General features: G+C 55.4%; 13 protein-coding genes and 2 pseudogenes. 5 read left to right on the top strand and 10 right to left on the bottom strand.

Annotated features, from left to right (window positions below; genetic code table 11):
- Positions 1 to 494: 494 nt before the first annotated feature.
- Together PspTeo4_RS10975 and PspTeo4_RS10980 are read right to left on the bottom strand one after the other, a co-directional pair.
- Positions 495 to 1,334 (bottom strand): c-type cytochrome, encoded by an 840-nt coding sequence (locus PspTeo4_RS10975; protein WP_322363765.1) that lies wholly within the window; start codon positions 1,332 to 1,334, stop codon positions 495 to 497.
- Between the two features lie 46 nt (positions 1,335 to 1,380).
- Positions 1,381 to 1,539, bottom strand: coding sequence for a hypothetical protein (locus tag PspTeo4_RS10980; protein ID WP_322363766.1), 159 nt, complete (start codon positions 1,537 to 1,539; stop codon positions 1,381 to 1,383).
- 267 nt (positions 1,540 to 1,806) lie between these two features.
- Between PspTeo4_RS10980 and PspTeo4_RS10985 the strand changes: the two genes are divergently transcribed.
- Both PspTeo4_RS10985 and PspTeo4_RS10990 read left to right on the top strand, forming a co-directional pair.
- Entirely contained in the window at positions 1,807 to 2,202 is a 396-nt protein-coding gene (locus tag PspTeo4_RS10985; protein ID WP_322363767.1) for a helix-turn-helix transcriptional regulator, read from the top strand.
- 242 nt (positions 2,203 to 2,444) lie between these two features.
- Entirely contained in the window at positions 2,445 to 3,050 is a 606-nt protein-coding gene (locus PspTeo4_RS10990) for a hypothetical protein (protein ID WP_322363768.1), read from the top strand.
- A 55-nt stretch (positions 3,051 to 3,105) separates the two neighbouring features.
- Here the strand turns inward: PspTeo4_RS10990 and PspTeo4_RS10995 are convergent, their stop codons facing one another.
- From PspTeo4_RS10995 to PspTeo4_RS11030, 8 genes are all read right to left on the bottom strand, one after another.
- Positions 3,106 to 3,471, bottom strand: coding sequence for a histone-like nucleoid-structuring protein, MvaT/MvaU family (locus tag PspTeo4_RS10995; protein WP_322363769.1), 366 nt, complete (start codon positions 3,469 to 3,471; stop codon positions 3,106 to 3,108).
- Between the two features lie 155 nt (positions 3,472 to 3,626).
- On the bottom strand, positions 3,627 to 4,586 hold the full coding sequence (locus tag PspTeo4_RS11000; protein ID WP_322363770.1) for a helix-turn-helix domain-containing protein: 960 nt from the start codon (positions 4,584 to 4,586) through the stop codon (positions 3,627 to 3,629).
- 352 nt (positions 4,587 to 4,938) lie between these two features.
- Positions 4,939 to 5,700 carry an SDR family NAD(P)-dependent oxidoreductase gene (locus PspTeo4_RS11005; protein WP_322363771.1) on the bottom strand — a complete coding sequence of 254 codons (762 nt, stop codon included), beginning with the start codon at positions 5,698 to 5,700 and terminating at the stop codon, positions 4,939 to 4,941.
- Positions 5,701 to 5,734: 34 nt separating this feature from the next.
- Entirely contained in the window at positions 5,735 to 6,478 is a 744-nt protein-coding gene (locus PspTeo4_RS11010; protein WP_322363773.1) for an SDR family oxidoreductase, read from the bottom strand.
- 11 nt (positions 6,479 to 6,489) lie between these two features.
- On the bottom strand, positions 6,490 to 7,173 hold the full coding sequence (locus PspTeo4_RS11015; RefSeq protein ID WP_322363774.1) for a type 1 glutamine amidotransferase domain-containing protein: 684 nt from the start codon (positions 7,171 to 7,173) through the stop codon (positions 6,490 to 6,492).
- A gap of 65 nt (positions 7,174 to 7,238) precedes the next feature.
- Positions 7,239 to 7,682, bottom strand: coding sequence for a cupin domain-containing protein (locus PspTeo4_RS11020; protein WP_322363775.1), 444 nt, complete (start codon positions 7,680 to 7,682; stop codon positions 7,239 to 7,241).
- 186 nt (positions 7,683 to 7,868) lie between these two features.
- Positions 7,869 to 8,759 (bottom strand): alpha/beta hydrolase, encoded by an 891-nt coding sequence (locus PspTeo4_RS11025; RefSeq protein ID WP_322363776.1) that lies wholly within the window; start codon positions 8,757 to 8,759, stop codon positions 7,869 to 7,871.
- Between the two features lie 13 nt (positions 8,760 to 8,772).
- The gene (locus PspTeo4_RS11030) at positions 8,773 to 9,645 is read right to left on the bottom strand and encodes a phytanoyl-CoA dioxygenase family protein (RefSeq protein WP_322363777.1); all 873 of its coding nucleotides are present in this window, start codon (positions 9,643 to 9,645) and stop codon (positions 8,773 to 8,775) included.
- A 335-nt stretch (positions 9,646 to 9,980) separates the two neighbouring features.
- Between PspTeo4_RS11030 and putA the strand changes: the two are divergent.
- The 3 genes and pseudogenes from putA to PspTeo4_RS29875 form a co-directional block, all read left to right on the top strand.
- Positions 9,981 to 13,667, top strand: a pseudogene (gene putA / locus PspTeo4_RS11035) (trifunctional transcriptional regulator/proline dehydrogenase/L-glutamate gamma-semialdehyde dehydrogenase); the annotation flags it as partial.
- Positions 13,668 to 14,805: 1,138 nt separating this feature from the next.
- Positions 14,806 to 15,006, top strand: a pseudogene (locus tag PspTeo4_RS29870) (HAMP domain-containing protein); the annotation flags it as partial.
- A 129-nt stretch (positions 15,007 to 15,135) separates the two neighbouring features.
- Positions 15,136 to 15,864, top strand: a complete 729-nt coding sequence (locus PspTeo4_RS29875) for a methyl-accepting chemotaxis protein (RefSeq protein WP_416196950.1) — start codon at positions 15,136 to 15,138, stop codon at positions 15,862 to 15,864.
- Positions 15,865 to 15,885: the final 21 nt, after the last annotated feature.

Raw genomic sequence — 15,885 nt, forward strand, 5'->3', positions numbered from 1 at the left:
ATTTAACCCAACACGGGCGAGCAGATATTTTTATTTGGATAGTTTGGAGCGCATTAGGGCGGCAAGGTGCTCGCCATGGCATCTTCAGCGCTTACCAGATCGAGCGCCGCCCGCGCGGCGCATCGCGAGCAAGGCTCGCTCCTACGTTTGTTTCGGGCCAATTATGTCTGTGGCAGATGCGCGCGACCGCCTTGTTTGTACGACTTGATATCCCGCCATGCACAAAAGCGTTCGCGCGCAAATTTCACAGGAAAAACTGGCCCGAAACAAACGTAGGAGCGAGCCTTGCTCGCGATGCGCCGCGCGGGCGGCGCTCGATATACGCCACCCCTCAATAACCAAGACAGGCACCCATCAGCCCTCCCCCAATCTTCCTGCAGGTGCACCACAACTTCCGACCGATTAAACCTGCAAAAAACAACCCCATAATCTTTTCAGCCAACAAAAGAAAAGGCGCCTAAGCGCCTTTTCCATTTCATGCAACTACCCGCTGATCAATGAGCATGCCCCATCGACCCGCGCACTGCCTGCACCTGCGCAGCCGTCACCGCAGCCGCATGGTTCGACCATCCCTTACGCAGGAACGTAGCCAACTCGGCAACTTCCGCATCGTCCATGCGTTCGGCAAAGCCTGGCATCGGCAACACCGACGGCGCTCGCTCGGTAGAAGGTGTCTGCGCGCCGGCCAGGATCACGTGGATCAACGCCGCCGGGTTATCGGCATTGATCACCGAGGCACCGTCCAGACGCGGGAACACCTGCGCCGCACCTTCACCGGAAACGAAGTGGCACGCCCCGCAGTTGTCCACGTACAGGCGCTCACCCAAGGTCAGGTCCTTGGCCGCGGTCAGCTTGGCGGTGGTGGCTTCGCTGCCCTGCGACTTGGCCGCTGGCGCCTTGCCCCCATCCAGTGACTTGAGAAAAGCCGCCATGGCCTGCAGGTCGGTGATACGCGCATTCCGGAATGAAGCGCCATTGAGGTTGACCAAGGCTGCGGCGTCCCGAATCTCTTGCTCAAGCTTGCCGTGGTTATCGGATTTGGAGCGAGAGAGGATGGAGTCGACCTTGTCGTTGACGGCATCCACCACGAATCGCACTGCAGTGTCACGACGGTTTGCTTCCACGTAATCGCATGTCGCAGCCCTACCCGCCTTGACCATGAAGCGCGTGTAATCCCGAGCTGCTTTGAGCTTCTGGCCAGCTTCAGTGAAACCGAATTCTTCTGCGAGGTCATCCAGGAGGTTGTAGGTAGGCACGATGTACGCGTCGCCGTACCCTTCCACAACGTTTTTCATGGCCTGGGCGGCGTCAGCGAAGTGCTTGGCTTTGCCCATTGCAGCCAGGGTATCCCCAGCCAGCTGCTCAGCACGCCCCTGGGCTTCAGCAACAATCTTCGCGGAATCTGCAATGGCTTGCTTGAGTCGGGTTCTCACGGCTGACGGTCAGCTCCTCACCCATCACAGCAAGCTCGTTTTCGAGCAACAAGCACTGCTGCTCCAGCAACTCTTCCCGAGAAGCGATCATCAGCGATGTGTTCATGGTGAGCTTGCAAACAAGGAGGAGTACAAATGTTCTCCTTTCAAATTTAGCGGTATATACTGTATGCACCAACAGTATTTCAATGCATTGAAGCCCTCCGAATTGAGATATCTGAGTAGCCACTTAAGGTGCAAGCCCAAGGCCTGAAGGCCCCGTGATAGAGTGCTACCTGTCTAACACGCGCATGCGGGTATCGTCTCGCGGAGGTTGAGCCGACACGTGGAAATCACTGAGGGCAAGACAATTGAATAAGCACAGGTACTGCACATGACGCTGAAAACGTCGTTCGCCACAGTCCTCAAAGCTATTCGAAGCAAGCGAAATATTTCGCAGCGCGACTTCGGAGATACGAGTCGCACCTATCTGTCCAAGCTCGAAGGCGCTCGTAGCAGCATTACCTTGGACAAGCTAGAGCAGGTCAGTCAGCGGCTCGGCTTGAGTCCGCTGACGTTGATGACACTCACCCTATGTGCGGAAACAGGAAAACCGGCAATAGACCTCATCAGTCACCTTCGTGCAGAGATCGAAAGCCTGGAACGTGATGGGGGTTTGCCAGGACTGGAAATGGCGATGCAGGGCATCATTGCTCGAGCACCTCTTAAGCCGCAGGCGACTCAAACCCCGCCGGTTCAACAGACAGAACTCTCCTTCGCGGTGTCATAACCGCCGGCTGTAGTGCGCATGCTAGAGCCAGTAAGTGATGATCTATATGCGCAAGAAGACGCAATAAGGCATCGGCGATGCCAGCACCGCTCAAAACCTGAGCAATGAAAAGCAATTCTTAACCCATTAAGCGAAACGAGCTGAAGCATCGAACGCCCCCGAATGGAGTCATGATAATGGCTAGGCGAAAGCTGACGAGTCGACACCCCCTCGCGAAGCGATTCCCCCTGCTGGGAAAAGCAGTGCAACTGCTTCCGAAGACCTTGAGCTGGGCATCTGTAGCGACAACCCTCTTCATGGCTCCAGTTGCCTTCTATATGATCGGGCCAGATGATGTTTCCCGCTTTTTCAAGACGAGAGATACCTCTATGGAGGAGGTGATTCGCGCAGCTGAGGCAGATAGCATCAACTACCCTATTGTAAGCAGTGAAGGCGCTGTAGTTAAGGTGATGCATGGGGCAGCATTGAATGGTGATGTCCCGATCAGGGATCGAAACTTCCTGTTCTCCCTGGTCAGCCCATTCCGCCCGGCCACAATGAACACCATATTTCGAGGAGGCGACCGCTGCCGTTTCCTAGGCAAGGGGCAAGGTGTCTCAGAGAGCGCAAATGAAGGCTACATCGATATTGTAGGCATCAGCTGTGTAGACGATAGGGGCATGGCGTTCGAGATGTTCGCCAAGAGTGGAAGACGCCTTGGCTATGTCACCAATGTTGGCGACTTGGCTAGTACAGGGGTAAAAACTTCGAGCGAAGACGGTTTCCGCGTATTGCGCCAGTACGACAACGTCGCCATTCGCTTCGATGAGCCCATCATGGCGTTAGCAGAACAGGGCGCAGTTCGCTAGGTCACCAAAGCCAAAAACGGCCCCTTGGGCCGTTTTTGATAGTAAAGAGAAATGCTCAGGAAACCCAAGACTCAACCTCTTCAGCGCCGTACTGAGCTTTCCATGCTTTCAGACCGCTGTGATTGCCACCCTTGGTCTCGATAATTTCGCCGTTGTGTGGATTACGATAAGTCTTCACTTGACGTGGACGACGCGCCTGTTTTTCAGCGGCGACTGGTGCGCCAGCGCGACGGCCTGATTGTGGGTCGAGCAGGTTGATCACATCGCGCAGACTGTAGCCGTACTTGGCCAGCAGGTCACGCAGTTTGGTCTCAAACTCAATTTCTTTCTGCAGCTCAGAGCTGCCCTTTAGTGCTTCGAGCTCGGCGAGCTGTGCGGCTAGCTGCTGTTCGAGCTGACGGAATTCTGCCAAACGAGACATTGATTTTCCTCAGGGTAACAATGTAGATGAAGCGTCTATCTTACATCATCACCTTCCCCGAGATAAATCAATCTAGGAATGGAAACTTTCGCTGAGATGGCACTAACTACGCCGGCACCTCAGCATGGGCGTAGAGCGCTCCAAGGATAGCCAAGCTAGTGAGGTACCCGATTCGTCACCCGACCTACCGTCTGAGAAGGAAGCTCGCCGAAAAACTCCTGATAGTATTTCGAGAACCGCCCCAGATGACTGAACCCAGCATCCAATGCGGCTCCTTGAATTTTGTCATGCGGAGAAAGAAGCAAAAGTTTTCGCGCAATATTCAAACGTACCGTACGAACATAGTTCGACGGAGACATCCCCATAATCGACTCAAAACTATACTGAAGAGTTCGTCGGCTCACCTTAAGATGATTACACATCTCCAGCACACCAAACTCCTCATTAGAGAAGTTCTCAAACAACAACTCACAGCTTCGATCAACGATGTAGGCACGGGTACTAGGAGGCAACACCTGAAGACCTGCATCAGTCTCGCTTAGAGAAATCTCTTGAATAGACCCCATTAAACGCGCAACATCTGAGAGACCGACATCCAAGCCACGACCTTCAGTTAAACTTTGCAAAATTGTTTTTTGAAAGTCCAACACCGAGCCTTGGGACGGAGTTATGAATGCTTCAAAAGCCCCCTTGAAAGATGAAATCTTGGCACCTTCAGCTAGGTGTTCGTAAAAGAACCCCCTATCCAAAGTCACTATATAAGCGCATATAGTACTTTTCGAGACCGCGTGAATAGGCTTGCCTGATGAAAAATGAAAACTTCCCGAATTCACATATCGGCCATTTAAGAGAATATCACTATCACCCTGAATATTTATCAGCATGACCCTATCAGATGGCACATAGCCGATTTGCTCAACCAGTGGAGTATCGATTATCTCCTTGGTGATGCGCACCCGCTTGTCCAACAGAACGTCAGTGAGACTACCATGGAATCTCGCCTTCTTCTCCAATTGGTGGTAACGGTTATCGAGCCACTGGTCTAGGCCATTTGCGTGCTCGCAAACATCGTTGGAGACAGATACACGTACAGGGGAGGTACCAACAGCATTCATGATCGTTCACATCCAGGCACGGGAGCAACATCATTTGTCAGGCAATTAATGTGCCATCACAGGGGTGAAGCCACCACGTTTCACAATATATAATAACAATATACCAAAACCTGACAGGCGGGGAAAATCTTGAACGGATTCGATGAGTGGAGTAATAACTAGCCACCTTAATAATGATTTAGCTAACAAACAATCACCAAAATAACCAATTGGAATATGAAAGCAGCATAATTAAGCACCGTTTTCGCTCCTGCTTGCGAGAAAATGAGGCAGGAACAGAATGCTGTTACCGCGGCGTTACCGTTTAACACAAAAAGGGCGCCTTGGGCGCCCTTTTTTGTTACGGAAGCTTTTACTCAAAATGGCCAGCAGTAACGCCACCATCAATCGCGTAGATGATACCGTTAGTATATCCTGCATCCTCGGAAGACAAATGTTGAATTACCTTACCTACCTCTTCCGGGGCAGCGAAGCGACCAAGAGGAATTTCTTTCATATAGGAGAGCTTCTCCTCTTCCGGATTAGCCGACTCAGCAAATAACTGATCCATCATTTGGGTCTGGACAAAACCTGGGCAGACCGCGTTGGAACGAATTCCAAATTTTCCATAATCCAGTGCCAAACAACGAACCAAACCAATGACGCCATGTTTTGAGGCACAATACGCTGCGTAGCCCGAAGCACCGCGAACACCTGCGTCGGAGCTCACGGCAACGAAGCTACCACCCTTCTGCTCCATGAATACTTCCATGGCACTTTTTGCAAGAAGGTAGGTTCCAGTGAGGTTGACGGAGATCTGTAAATCCCAATCGCCTCGTGGCATTTGATCAATCCGACCTGTGCGAGCCACACCCGCACACGAAACAACAGCCGACACCCACCCGAAGCGCTCTTTGGTATAAGCTACTAGAGCACTGACTTCAGATTCGTTGGCGGCATCGACGGCACGATAATCAAAAACACCACCGATGGACTTGATTTTCTCAGCCGTTTGCTCCAGGCCCGCTAGGTCGCGGTCAGCACCCACAACTACGTATCCACGCTTGGCAAATACAAGCGATGTAGCCTGCCCGATACCGGAAGCTGCGCCAGTGATGATTGCTACGTTTTTCATGATTCTCTCCAATTTCTGACTCAGTTGCTTCGGCTTACTGAGCGAGGAAACCACCATCGATCACAAACTCAGCACCGGTAGCAAACTTAGACTCATCGGAGGCGAGGAACAGTGCCATATTGGCGATATCGATGGGCTCTCCCAAATGACCAATTGGGTGGAGTTTGGCCAAGCGCGCAAGTTCCACTGGGTCATCCCCTACCATCGGGGTTTTGATATAGCCCGGGTGGATACTGTTGACCCTGACCTTGTAGCCTTTGCGCCCGGCGTGAAGCGCGGCGGATTTCGTGAGGTTGCGAACACCAGCCTTCCCGGCGCTGTATGCGGCATAGGTATCGATACCAACGATACCCTCGATTGAGGACAAGTTGATGATCGATCCACCTAGTGCCTTCAGGGCTTTCATGCCGTGCTTGGTGCCGAAGAAGGTGCCATTGAGGTTAACGTCGAGCTCACGCTTCCAGTCCTCGAAGCTAACGTCCTCGACATTGCCAGGAACTGCAATGCCCGCACTGTTCATTACCACATCAACTTTGCCAAAACGGGCATGCGCCTGTTCGAACAGATCAACCCAGTTAGACTCCTCTCGGACGTCGAGCCGGACGAAAATGGCTTCACTACCTGCGGCAACAACCTCACCAATCAGCGAGGCGGCAGCTTGCTCGTTGATATCACCGAGGACGAGCTTGGCGCCCTCCTGAGCAAAGCGAAGTGCGGTTGCCCTTCCAAGTCCCGAGCATGCTCCGGAGATGACGGCGATTTTTCCTTCAAGGCGCATACCCGACCCCCTTACTTCTTGTTGATCTGCGCGAGGAATCTCTGCGCGACTGCTGCCGAAGAGGCGGGGTTCTGACCCGTAATGACCAAGCCATCCTGAACAGAGTAATCGCCCCAATCCGACGTTTTGGTGTAGTGGGCACCGAGCGCCTTCAGGTCGGTTTCAACGAGATACGGAACGTGCTCGACCATTGCTACAGCCGCCTCTTCGCTGTCGCTGAACGCGGTCACATTGAGACCCTTAACAAGCGGGCTGCCATCTGCCTTCTTGACCTCAAGCAGCGCGCAACCGGCATGGCAGATGGTGGCGACAGGTTTACCGGAGGCTAGCAATGACTCGATCAGGCGAATCGATGCCTGGTCATGACGCAGATCCCAGAGCGGGCCATGACCACCTGGGTAGATCGCACCGGCAACCGCTGCGGCGCTCACGCTCGACAGCTCGGCGGTGCTTTCCAAGTCATGGTGCAGCTCAGCATCCTTGGCAAAGCGAGCGTAAATCTCACTGCCCTTGAGAGCCTCGACCGACGCTGGGTCGATGGGCGCGTTACCACCCTTGGGCGTGGCCAGGAGAGTTGGCTGACCGGCGTCTTTCAACGCGTAGTAGGGAGCCAGGAACTCTTCGAGCCACAGGCCAGTGCTACGACCAGTATCACCGAGTACAGTGTGGGAAGTCAGGACGAATACGACGCTCATGTTTCAGCCTCAGGTAGTGAGAAAATGACAAGAACAAGGGCGAGCAATGGCCCACCCTTGTCGGCTTACTGGGTCTGCTCGCTCCAAAGTTTCTGGGCGTCGTAGCAGGTCTGGTTGAGCTGCGAGCCGTCCTTCAGCAGCCAGCTGATCGGGCCAACCATTTGAAGGATGAACGTGGTGTCGGCGAGCATTTTGGTTTCTTCATGCTCGGCACCCGTGGCCTCATACAGGTAGCCATCCTTGATGCACAGAGCGCCGCCATTCTCAGGGCCGCCGCGCAGCTCCAGGATGCCGTCGAAGACATAGCCCTCGGCTGGGCCGTGATGGATGTGGGGTGCCAGAATCGAGCCATTCGGGCAGAAGAACATGACCGTCCAGATACCGAATTCTGGGGCCACGTGCAGGAGCTTCCATTTAACGCCACCGGAGTGGAATTGCTCGGGGAAGTCTTGCCATTGGACTTCGTTGACTTGGACGTATGCGTCTTGTGGTTTTTGGACTTGCATCATCAGGCCTCGCTCTGGTCGTGCATTGAATTTCTGATGACCTCAAGCTAACACCCACCTCTGGAGCCCCCTATCCGGTTTTGGCAACCCATCACTGGCGAAGCAATGTCCTTTCCTGAGGGCAAAAAAATGCCGGCAACACCTTCCCAGCGCTGCCGGCCAACCAAAGAAATTAGGGCTGTAGAGGGATCACAGATGCTTCGCAAACCACTCGATAGCGTACTGGGAGGACTTGTCGAAGCCCGAGAGGTAAGGGTCGAAATGACCACCTTCCAGCAGTTCCAGGCGCTTAGGCTGCAGCGCCTGCTCGTAGGCTTTCAACGCAAGGTCGGTAACCGTCAGAGCGTCGTGTTTGGCCACCAGCATTAGCAACGGCGTTGGACTGATCCGGTCAATCACACTACCTGGCTCGTACTCATTGAGCATCTCGACACTGCGTAAGGTGACCTCATTGCGCCAGGCCGGTGCCCTCTCCTTCTGACTACCTACAAAGAAGTCGTAGGAGTCTTGGCCAGGCAGCGCGCAGTCACTTTTCGGGTCTTCGTTCACCACTTCAAGCATCACAGGTTCAGCACCTTGATACCGGGCGGCACGATCCTCTTCGAAGGCAGCAAACAGGCCAGGCAGAAGATCAGGCCGAACAGCCAGACGAAGATCCATAGAGCCACTAATGTCTGGAACCTGAGCCACCACGCATTTCACGCGTCGGTCGAAAGCGGCCACCTGCAGCACATGACCGCCACTGTAACTCGACCCCCAGACGCCAATGCGAGAAGGGTCTACCTGCTGTAGCGTGGCCGCAAAGGTAATCGCATCACGATAGTCACGGATCTGCAGGACAGGGTCGACTTCTTGACGAGGAAAGCCCTCGCTGGCACCGAAATTGCGATTGTCATAGATCAGAACCGCGAAACCAGCATCGGCGAACGCTTCGCCGTACTTGTCCAGGTACTGCTCTTTGACCGCAGTGAAGCCGTGAGCCATCACGATGGCAGGGAAGCGACCACTGCTACCAGGACTGAAGAGCCAGCCCGCCAGAGTCAAACCATCCTGTGTTTTGAACGCAATATCAGTACGCACCTGGAATTTCTCCTTAGAGGATGTCTTCAGCTTTGGTGTTCAGGACATCCGAGGCCACCAAATAATTGGGGTCACGCATTTCGATCCAGCCGCAGAATGGAGGGTTAGTGCTCCAGCCCAGCATGCGCTGAATGCGCTCTGGATACTCACGCACCCGGTCACGCGGCACTGCGATGTAGGCGTTCTCCTCCTGGCGCAGATAGCCGAGAACCAAGGTGGTTGCGATGGCAGTCCGAGGACGGTCAACAGTCGTGTTCTGACCGCCACCGTGGTAGGTCGAGCCCAGATAGATCAGGCCGTCGCCGGGGTTCATCTCAGCCGGCACAGACTCTTCATACGTAGGGGCCCGGTCATCGTCCCACTTATGGCTACCAGGGATGACACGGGTGGCACCATTGGCTTCGCTGTATTCGCTCAGTGCGTAGAGCACCTGGACTTGGCTGTCAGGGCCCGGGTGGCGGCGGTGGTGAGCAATATCGTCGCGATGCAAAGGCTGCAGCCCCTGCCCCGGCATGATCATGATCGCCTGGGTCAGCGAAACCTGCAGGGCGGGCAACGACTCGTACTGCTTGTCGTTCAGCCAGTACTTGAACGGCTTGCACAGCCAGCGCTCCGCTGAATCGTAGAAGTGCGGTTGGGTAACCAAGTCCTGCATGTGCTTCGAACGACTGAACAACCCCGATACACGTCGCGTCTGGTTACCGACGAAGTACCCCTCGCCGTTTGGTGTCACGTCCAGCTCAGCCCGCAGATCTTCCCAAAGACCGTCGAGGGTGGATTTCTGCAGCATGTTCTCGACGATGCAACCACCGTCGCGCTCAAAGCACTCCAGCACGTCATCGATGGTCGCCGTGTTGGGCAGCTTCGTCAGGCCTTTCTTGCTCATGGGGTACTCCGGGGGAATCAAATTTCGATTCCGTTATACAAGTGCCTCCCCGGAGCCCTTAGCCAGAATCGGCAACTCACAGCCGCATAGCCCCTTTCGAGTCAGGTTGCCAATTCTGGCTACGGGGAAACGCCCTACTTGCGTACTTTCCACCTAGGCCAATGGATCGGCCAACGTTCTCCTTCTCGCCAAAAAAAATGAAGGTCATGGCCGGCATACCGCCTGCTCCATTTTCGTAACTGCCTAGCCCTGCCAGAGGTGATCAATTGAGCATGCCCCAACGAGACCCAGTCGCCGTTTCCACTCAGCCCCCGATGAACCAACGGGCTACGTCTCGCGCGTGCCTGTACACCCCTATCACATCGGCGTACAGGCTGGATGAGTCCGCTGCTGTCGGAAGCTTGCTGTCCCAAGCCCAGCACCTGGAAGCGAGCAAAGCAGAGACCTATGGCCTGGCGCATCGAATCGCCTCGGCACTACGAAACCAAAAATCTTCGGGTGGAAAATCCGGAGTAGTTCAAGAGCTTCTTCAGGAATTCTCGCTGTCTTCCAAGGAAGGCATTGCACTGATGTGCCTGGCGGAAGCGTTGCTACGAATTCCAGACAACAAAACGCGCGATGCACTTATCCGCGACAAGGTGGCCGCTGGCGATTGGCAGCTGCACACCGGCAATGGCTCCTCTCTGTTCGTCAACGCTGCTTCCTGGGGGTTGCTGATCACTGGTCGCCTGACCGCTACGCGCAACGAGGCCGGATTGGGTGCAAGCCTTACCCGACTCATTGCCAAGGGTGGTGAGCCTCTGATCCGCAAAGGCGTGGATATGGCCATGCGCGTCATGGGTGGCCAATTCGTGACGGGTGAAACCATTTCCGAGGCGCTCAAAAACGCAGAGCGCCTGGAAAAAGAAGGTTTTCGCTACTCCTACGACATGCTCGGTGAAGCCGCTCTCACCGAGGAAGATGCCGTTCGCTACCTGAAGTCTTATGAGGATGCGATTCACACCATTGGCAAACGATCGGCTGGGCGCGGTATCTACGAGGGCCCAGGCATCTCGATCAAATTGTCGGCCCTGCACCCGCGCTATAACCGAGCCAAAATCGATCGTGTCGAAGACGAGCTCTACCCTCGCCTCTTTGCGCTCGTCATGCTGGCCAAGCACTACGATATCGGCCTGAACATCGACGCCGAGGAAGCTGACCGGCTGGAGATTTCTCTCGAACTGCTCGAACGCCTCTGCAATGAACCGAAGCTCTCTGGATGGAACGGTATCGGCTTCGTCATTCAGGCCTATCAGAAACGCTGCCCATTCGTGATTGACCTGGTCATCGACATTGCTCGCAAGACACAGCATCGCCTCATGATACGTTTGGTTAAAGGTGCGTACTGGGACAGCGAGATCAAACGCGCACAGGTAGACGGTCTTGAGGACTATCCGGTTTACACCCGGAAGGTGCACACCGACCTGGCCTACCTGGTATGCGCCAAGAAACTGCTTGATGCCCCCGATGCCATTTACCCGCAGTTCGCCACCCATAATGCCCACTCCCTGGCCGCCATCTACAAAATGGCTGGCAACAACTACTTCCCAGGGCAGTACGAGTTCCAGTGCCTCCACGGCATGGGTGAGCCTCTGTATCGTCAAGTCGTTGGCCCGGTGGCACAAGGTAAGCTGGATCGCCCGTGCCGTATTTACGCCCCCGTAGGCTCGCACGAAACACTTCTGGCCTACCTGGTTCGCCGTCTGTTGGAAAACGGTGCTAACACTTCATTCGTGAACCGCATCGCCGACGAAAGCCTCACCATCGACTCCCTGATCGAGGAGCCTATCGAGACCATTCGCAAGGCAGCCGATCAGGAAGGGATCCTGGGGCTTCCGCATCCGCAGATCGGTCTCCCAGCCACCATGTTTGGTCAGCACCGAGAGAACTCTCAGGGCTTGGATCTCAGCAATGAGTTCGTGCTGACCCGCCTCGAAGATAGCCGTATCGCAGCCGATTCGAAGACGTGGGCTGCCGGCCCAATTATCAGCGGTGAACGCCGCACCATGGCCACACGTTCGGTATTCAACCCCTCAACTCGGCAGACAGTCATCGGCCAGGTAGCTGAGGCGGGGCAACTAGAGGTCAGCGATGCCGTTACCGCCGCTGTTGAGTCCTTCGCCAGTTGGTCGGCCACAGCTCCTTCGATGCGTGCAGAGATCCTGAACAGAGCTGCCGATCTGATGGAAGATGAAATGGTCTCCTTGATCAGCTTGCTGACCAGGGAAGCCGGCAAAACCTACGCCAACGCCATTGCTGAAGTGCGGGAAGCCGTTGACTTCCTGCGCTATTACAGCACTCAAGTAGAAGAAGGTTTCAGCAACGATCAGCACAAGCCGCTGGGTGCGATTGTGTGCATCAGCCCATGGAACTTCCCGCTGGCGATCTTCACCGGCCAGGTGGCAGCAGCTCTGGCATCGGGTAACACCGTCCTGGCCAAGCCGGCAGAGCAGACGCCACTGATTGCATGTCGAGCCGTGCGAATTCTGCATGAGGCTGGCGTACCGGGTGCCGTCTTGCACCTGTTGCCTGGCCGAGGCGAGCTGACCGGCGCTGCATTGATCGCCGATCGCCGCATCAAGGGCGTTATGTTCACGGGCTCTACGGAAGTGGCCAAGCTCATTGCGGCCCAGATCGCTGGCCGTACCGATGCATCCGGGCAATTCATCCCACTGATCGCGGAAACTGGCGGCCAGAACGCTATGCTGGTGGATTCCTCTGCGCTGCCTGAGCAGGTCGTCAATGACGTGGTTGCATCCGCCTTCGACAGCGCAGGACAACGCTGCTCCGCACTGCGGATTCTGTGTGTACAGGAAGATATCGCTGACACTGTCATCCATATGCTGAAGGGAGCGATGAACGAGCTATCCATTGGTGATCCGAGCTTGCTCTCCACTGACATCGGCCCCGTGATTGACGAGGATGCCAAACAGATCATCGTTAATCACATCGTTAAGCTCAGCGCCGAAGGATGCCCGGTATTTCAGGCCGTACCTCAACCGGCGCTGGATAAATTGGGCGGCTCGTTCGTTGCCCCTACGTTGATCGAGCTCCGTCAGCTTTCCCAGCTCAAGCGCGAGGTGTTTGGCCCAGTCCTGCACGTCGTGCGTTATGCCCGCAAGGATCTGAAATCACTCCTGCGCCAAATCAACGAGCTGGGTTACGGCCTCACCATGGGCCTGCATACCCGGATTGATGAAACCATCAACCAGGTCATCGACTTGGCCAGGGTCGGTAACCTGTACGTGAACCGGAACATCGTCGGCGCCGTGGTCGGAGTGCAGCCCTTTGGTGGCGAGGGCCTCTCGGGCACCGGGCCAAAAGCAGGCGGCCCTCTGTACGCTTACCGGCTGCTGGCGGAGAAGCCATCAGTGGCCCCCTACGCCGGGATCAAGTCATCAAGCATCGCCGTTGCCGTAGATGAATCCGTGCGAGCTCGATTCACGGCTGATTTGGCTGACCTGCAAAACTGGGGTAAGCACCACAACCAGATCCATTTGAACGCCATCTGCCAGGACTTCGCAAAAACCACTCCCAGCGGCATGACTTGCACACTGCCAGGCCCAACCGGGGAACGTAACCTCTACTCCGTCCTGCCCCGCGAACTCGTGCTTTGCTTCGCGGAATCCGAGCAAGACTTGGCAACGCAATTGGCAGCAACAATCGCAGTGGGCAGCAACGCGGTGGTGCCTCGCCGATTCCAGTCGATGGTGGACTCATTGCCCATCAACCTGCGCGAGCGCATCAGCACGTTCGAGGAATGGCAAAACTTCCACTTCGATGCCGTCATCTACCACGGTCAGCGCTCCCAGGCTGAAGAGCTGGCGCAGCAAGTCATCAAGTGTCGTGACGAGATCATCTCTGTGATCTACCTGCCGAGCGGAAGCACCGATGTCCCCCTGGAACGCCTTGTGATCGAGCGCTCTATCAGCATCAACACCACCGCCGCTGGCGGCAACGCCAGCTTGATGACCATCGACTGATCAACCTCCGTGCTTGGGCGCCCTATGGGCGCCCTTTTTTTGGAGCATCTCCAGCGTGAAGTTCAAATCCGTACAGAGCTTTTTCGTCGTTCAAGCGGGATGCGCGATGCTTGTAGTCAGCGCAACGCTTCTTGGCATCAACTATTCATCGAGTGAGCGCAGCAATGGGTTTGTACGTGAATCGACCAATATCCAAGCGTCTGAAGGGGTAAAGGCTGAGTTGACGAGCCTCGCGCAGGCAAAGGCAGCCGAGATTGGAGCAAAGCTTAAGTCAGCACTTCAGATTGCCGAGCAGTTGGCTGTCGTCAACGCCTCAATCGGTAAACTCGGTGCCGATGGAAAGCCTCTTGTTAACCTACCACGGGAACAGCTCTCTAACCTGGCTCGCGAAACCCTCCTGGCCACACCCGACCTCCTGAGTGTCTACATCACTTGGGAGCCAAATGCTTTTGAGTCATCGGACAGTCATTACGCCGGCATTCAAACCAATGGCTATGACGGTACTGGCCGCTTCATTCCAACATGGTACCGTGGAACTGCTAAGGAAATTCTCCTGATGCCGTCTCCGAGCATAGAGAGCCAAAAGCGCCTTCCTACAGGGGTTCGTGAAGGTGAGTACTACCTTTGCGCACGTGAAACCCATAAGGCGTGTGCAACCGACCCCGCGCCGTATGATCTGGAAGGAGGAGGCCGAACGCTGCTTACCTCCTTTACTGCCCCAATCTTGGTTGACGGCAAGTTCCAAGGTATCGTTGGCGTCGACTACCCGCTGCGCTTTATTCAGCAGCTGTTAGAGACCAGCAATCGAAGCCTTTACTCTGGGGCAGGCAGCATGAGCCTGCTTTCAAGCAATGAACGGTACGTAGCCAGCACCCAAGCGCCTACTGAGCTGGGCGAACTGGCTTCGACCTCTCTCACTCCAGCAGACATGGCCCTGGTGCGCTCCACAGGGGATCGATCCTCAAAATATGAGGTCGATGAGGCCAACGACACAGTGCGTCTGGTGATTCCTATCAACATCGCCGGCACGGGCGTGTTCTGGAACCTGTTGGTGAAGGTGCCGTTGAGCACCGTGATGAGCCAGGCAAAGGAGTTTCAGGCCTCTCTCACGTCCAACAGCGAAACCAGTCTCCGATTCATGGGTATCGCGGGCGCCGCAGTAACCGCTATAGGCGTGCTCCTCTTGTGGCTCATCAGCTTCGGTGTCGGGAGGCCTTTGAAGCAGACAGCCAACCGTTTGCGCGACATCGCCGAAGGTGAAGGCGACCTGACGCGAGAGTTGAGCATTGGTCGTTCGGATGAGCTGGGCGCTATCGGCGCCGGCTTCAACAGTTTCCTCGGTAAGCTGCGCCTGCTGGTCAGCCAAATTGCATCGCTGTCTGGGGATATCGCTGAGGCCTCCGAAAAGACGCGCACGATCTCGACTCTCACGGAGACCAAAGTTCAACGTCAATTGTCTGCAATTGAGTTGATCGCCACAGCGGCCCAGGAGATGACCTCAACAGCCCAAGAGGTCTCTCGCAGTGCAGCAAAGGCCGCTGAAGCAGCCACCGAGGCTGACCGCTCTGTACAGTCCGGACAATCCGTCGTTCAGGCCAGCACCAAAACCACCCAGATGCTCCATGGCGACTTGATGCACGCCTCCGAGATGGTTCAAGCCCTCGCTTCTGACAGTGAAGACATCAACCAGATCCTGAACACCATCCGCTCCATCGCTGAGCAGACCAACCTCTTAGCCCTGAACGCTGCAATCGAGGCTGCTCGAGCCGGTGAGCAAGGGCGTGGCTTCGCCGTGGTCGCTGATGAAGTTCGAAATCTTGCGATGAAGACCCAGAGCTCGACCCTGGAAATCCACACAATGATCGAGAAGCTCAACGGAGGTATCCAGGAGGTTGTACAGGCCATGGATCGCAGTAGCAACCGCATGAGAGAAAGCGTTGAACACGCCGAAGGCACCACCAATGCGTTGAGCGCCATTACCGATGCCGTACTGCTGATTTCCGACATGAACATCCAAATCGCCAGTGCTGCAGAAGAACAAAGCATGGTTGCAGAAGACATCAGCAGGAACATCGAGAACATCAGTCTCGCTGCCGCTGAGGTGGCCAAGGAAGCGGAGCATACCGCTGCGGCAAGCGAGGCAATGACCCAGCTGAGTGCTCAGCAAAAAGAGCTGGTTCAGCAGTTCAAATACTAAGCGTGCAAAACAAAAACGGTG

This window comes from Pseudomonas sp. Teo4 (assembly GCF_034387475.1).
Lineage (GTDB): Bacteria > Pseudomonadota > Gammaproteobacteria > Pseudomonadales > Pseudomonadaceae > Aquipseudomonas.

Excerpts from the sequence above, each read along its gene's own strand:
- PspTeo4_RS11020 (WP_322363775.1), bottom strand. The coding sequence starts at position 7,682 with ATGATGCAAGTCCAAAAACCACAAGACGCATACGTCCAAGTCAACGAA.
- PspTeo4_RS10975 (WP_322363765.1), bottom strand. The coding sequence starts at position 1,334 with ATGGGCAAAGCCAAGCACTTCGCTGACGCCGCCCAGGCCATGAAAAAC.
- PspTeo4_RS10985 (WP_322363767.1), top strand. The coding sequence starts at position 1,807 with ATGACGCTGAAAACGTCGTTCGCCACAGTCCTCAAAGCTATTCGAAGC.
- PspTeo4_RS11010 (WP_322363773.1), bottom strand. The coding sequence starts at position 6,478 with ATGCGCCTTGAAGGAAAAATCGCCGTCATCTCCGGAGCATGCTCGGGA.
- PspTeo4_RS11030 (WP_322363777.1), bottom strand. The coding sequence starts at position 9,645 with ATGAGCAAGAAAGGCCTGACGAAGCTGCCCAACACGGCGACCATCGAT.
- PspTeo4_RS11005 (WP_322363771.1), bottom strand. The coding sequence starts at position 5,700 with ATGAAAAACGTAGCAATCATCACTGGCGCAGCTTCCGGTATCGGGCAG.
- PspTeo4_RS11015 (WP_322363774.1), bottom strand. The coding sequence starts at position 7,173 with ATGAGCGTCGTATTCGTCCTGACTTCCCACACTGTACTCGGTGATACT.
- PspTeo4_RS10980 (WP_322363766.1), bottom strand. The coding sequence starts at position 1,539 with ATGAACACATCGCTGATGATCGCTTCTCGGGAAGAGTTGCTGGAGCAG.
- PspTeo4_RS11000 (WP_322363770.1), bottom strand. The coding sequence starts at position 4,586 with ATGAATGCTGTTGGTACCTCCCCTGTACGTGTATCTGTCTCCAACGAT.
- PspTeo4_RS10995 (WP_322363769.1), bottom strand. The coding sequence starts at position 3,471 with ATGTCTCGTTTGGCAGAATTCCGTCAGCTCGAACAGCAGCTAGCCGCA.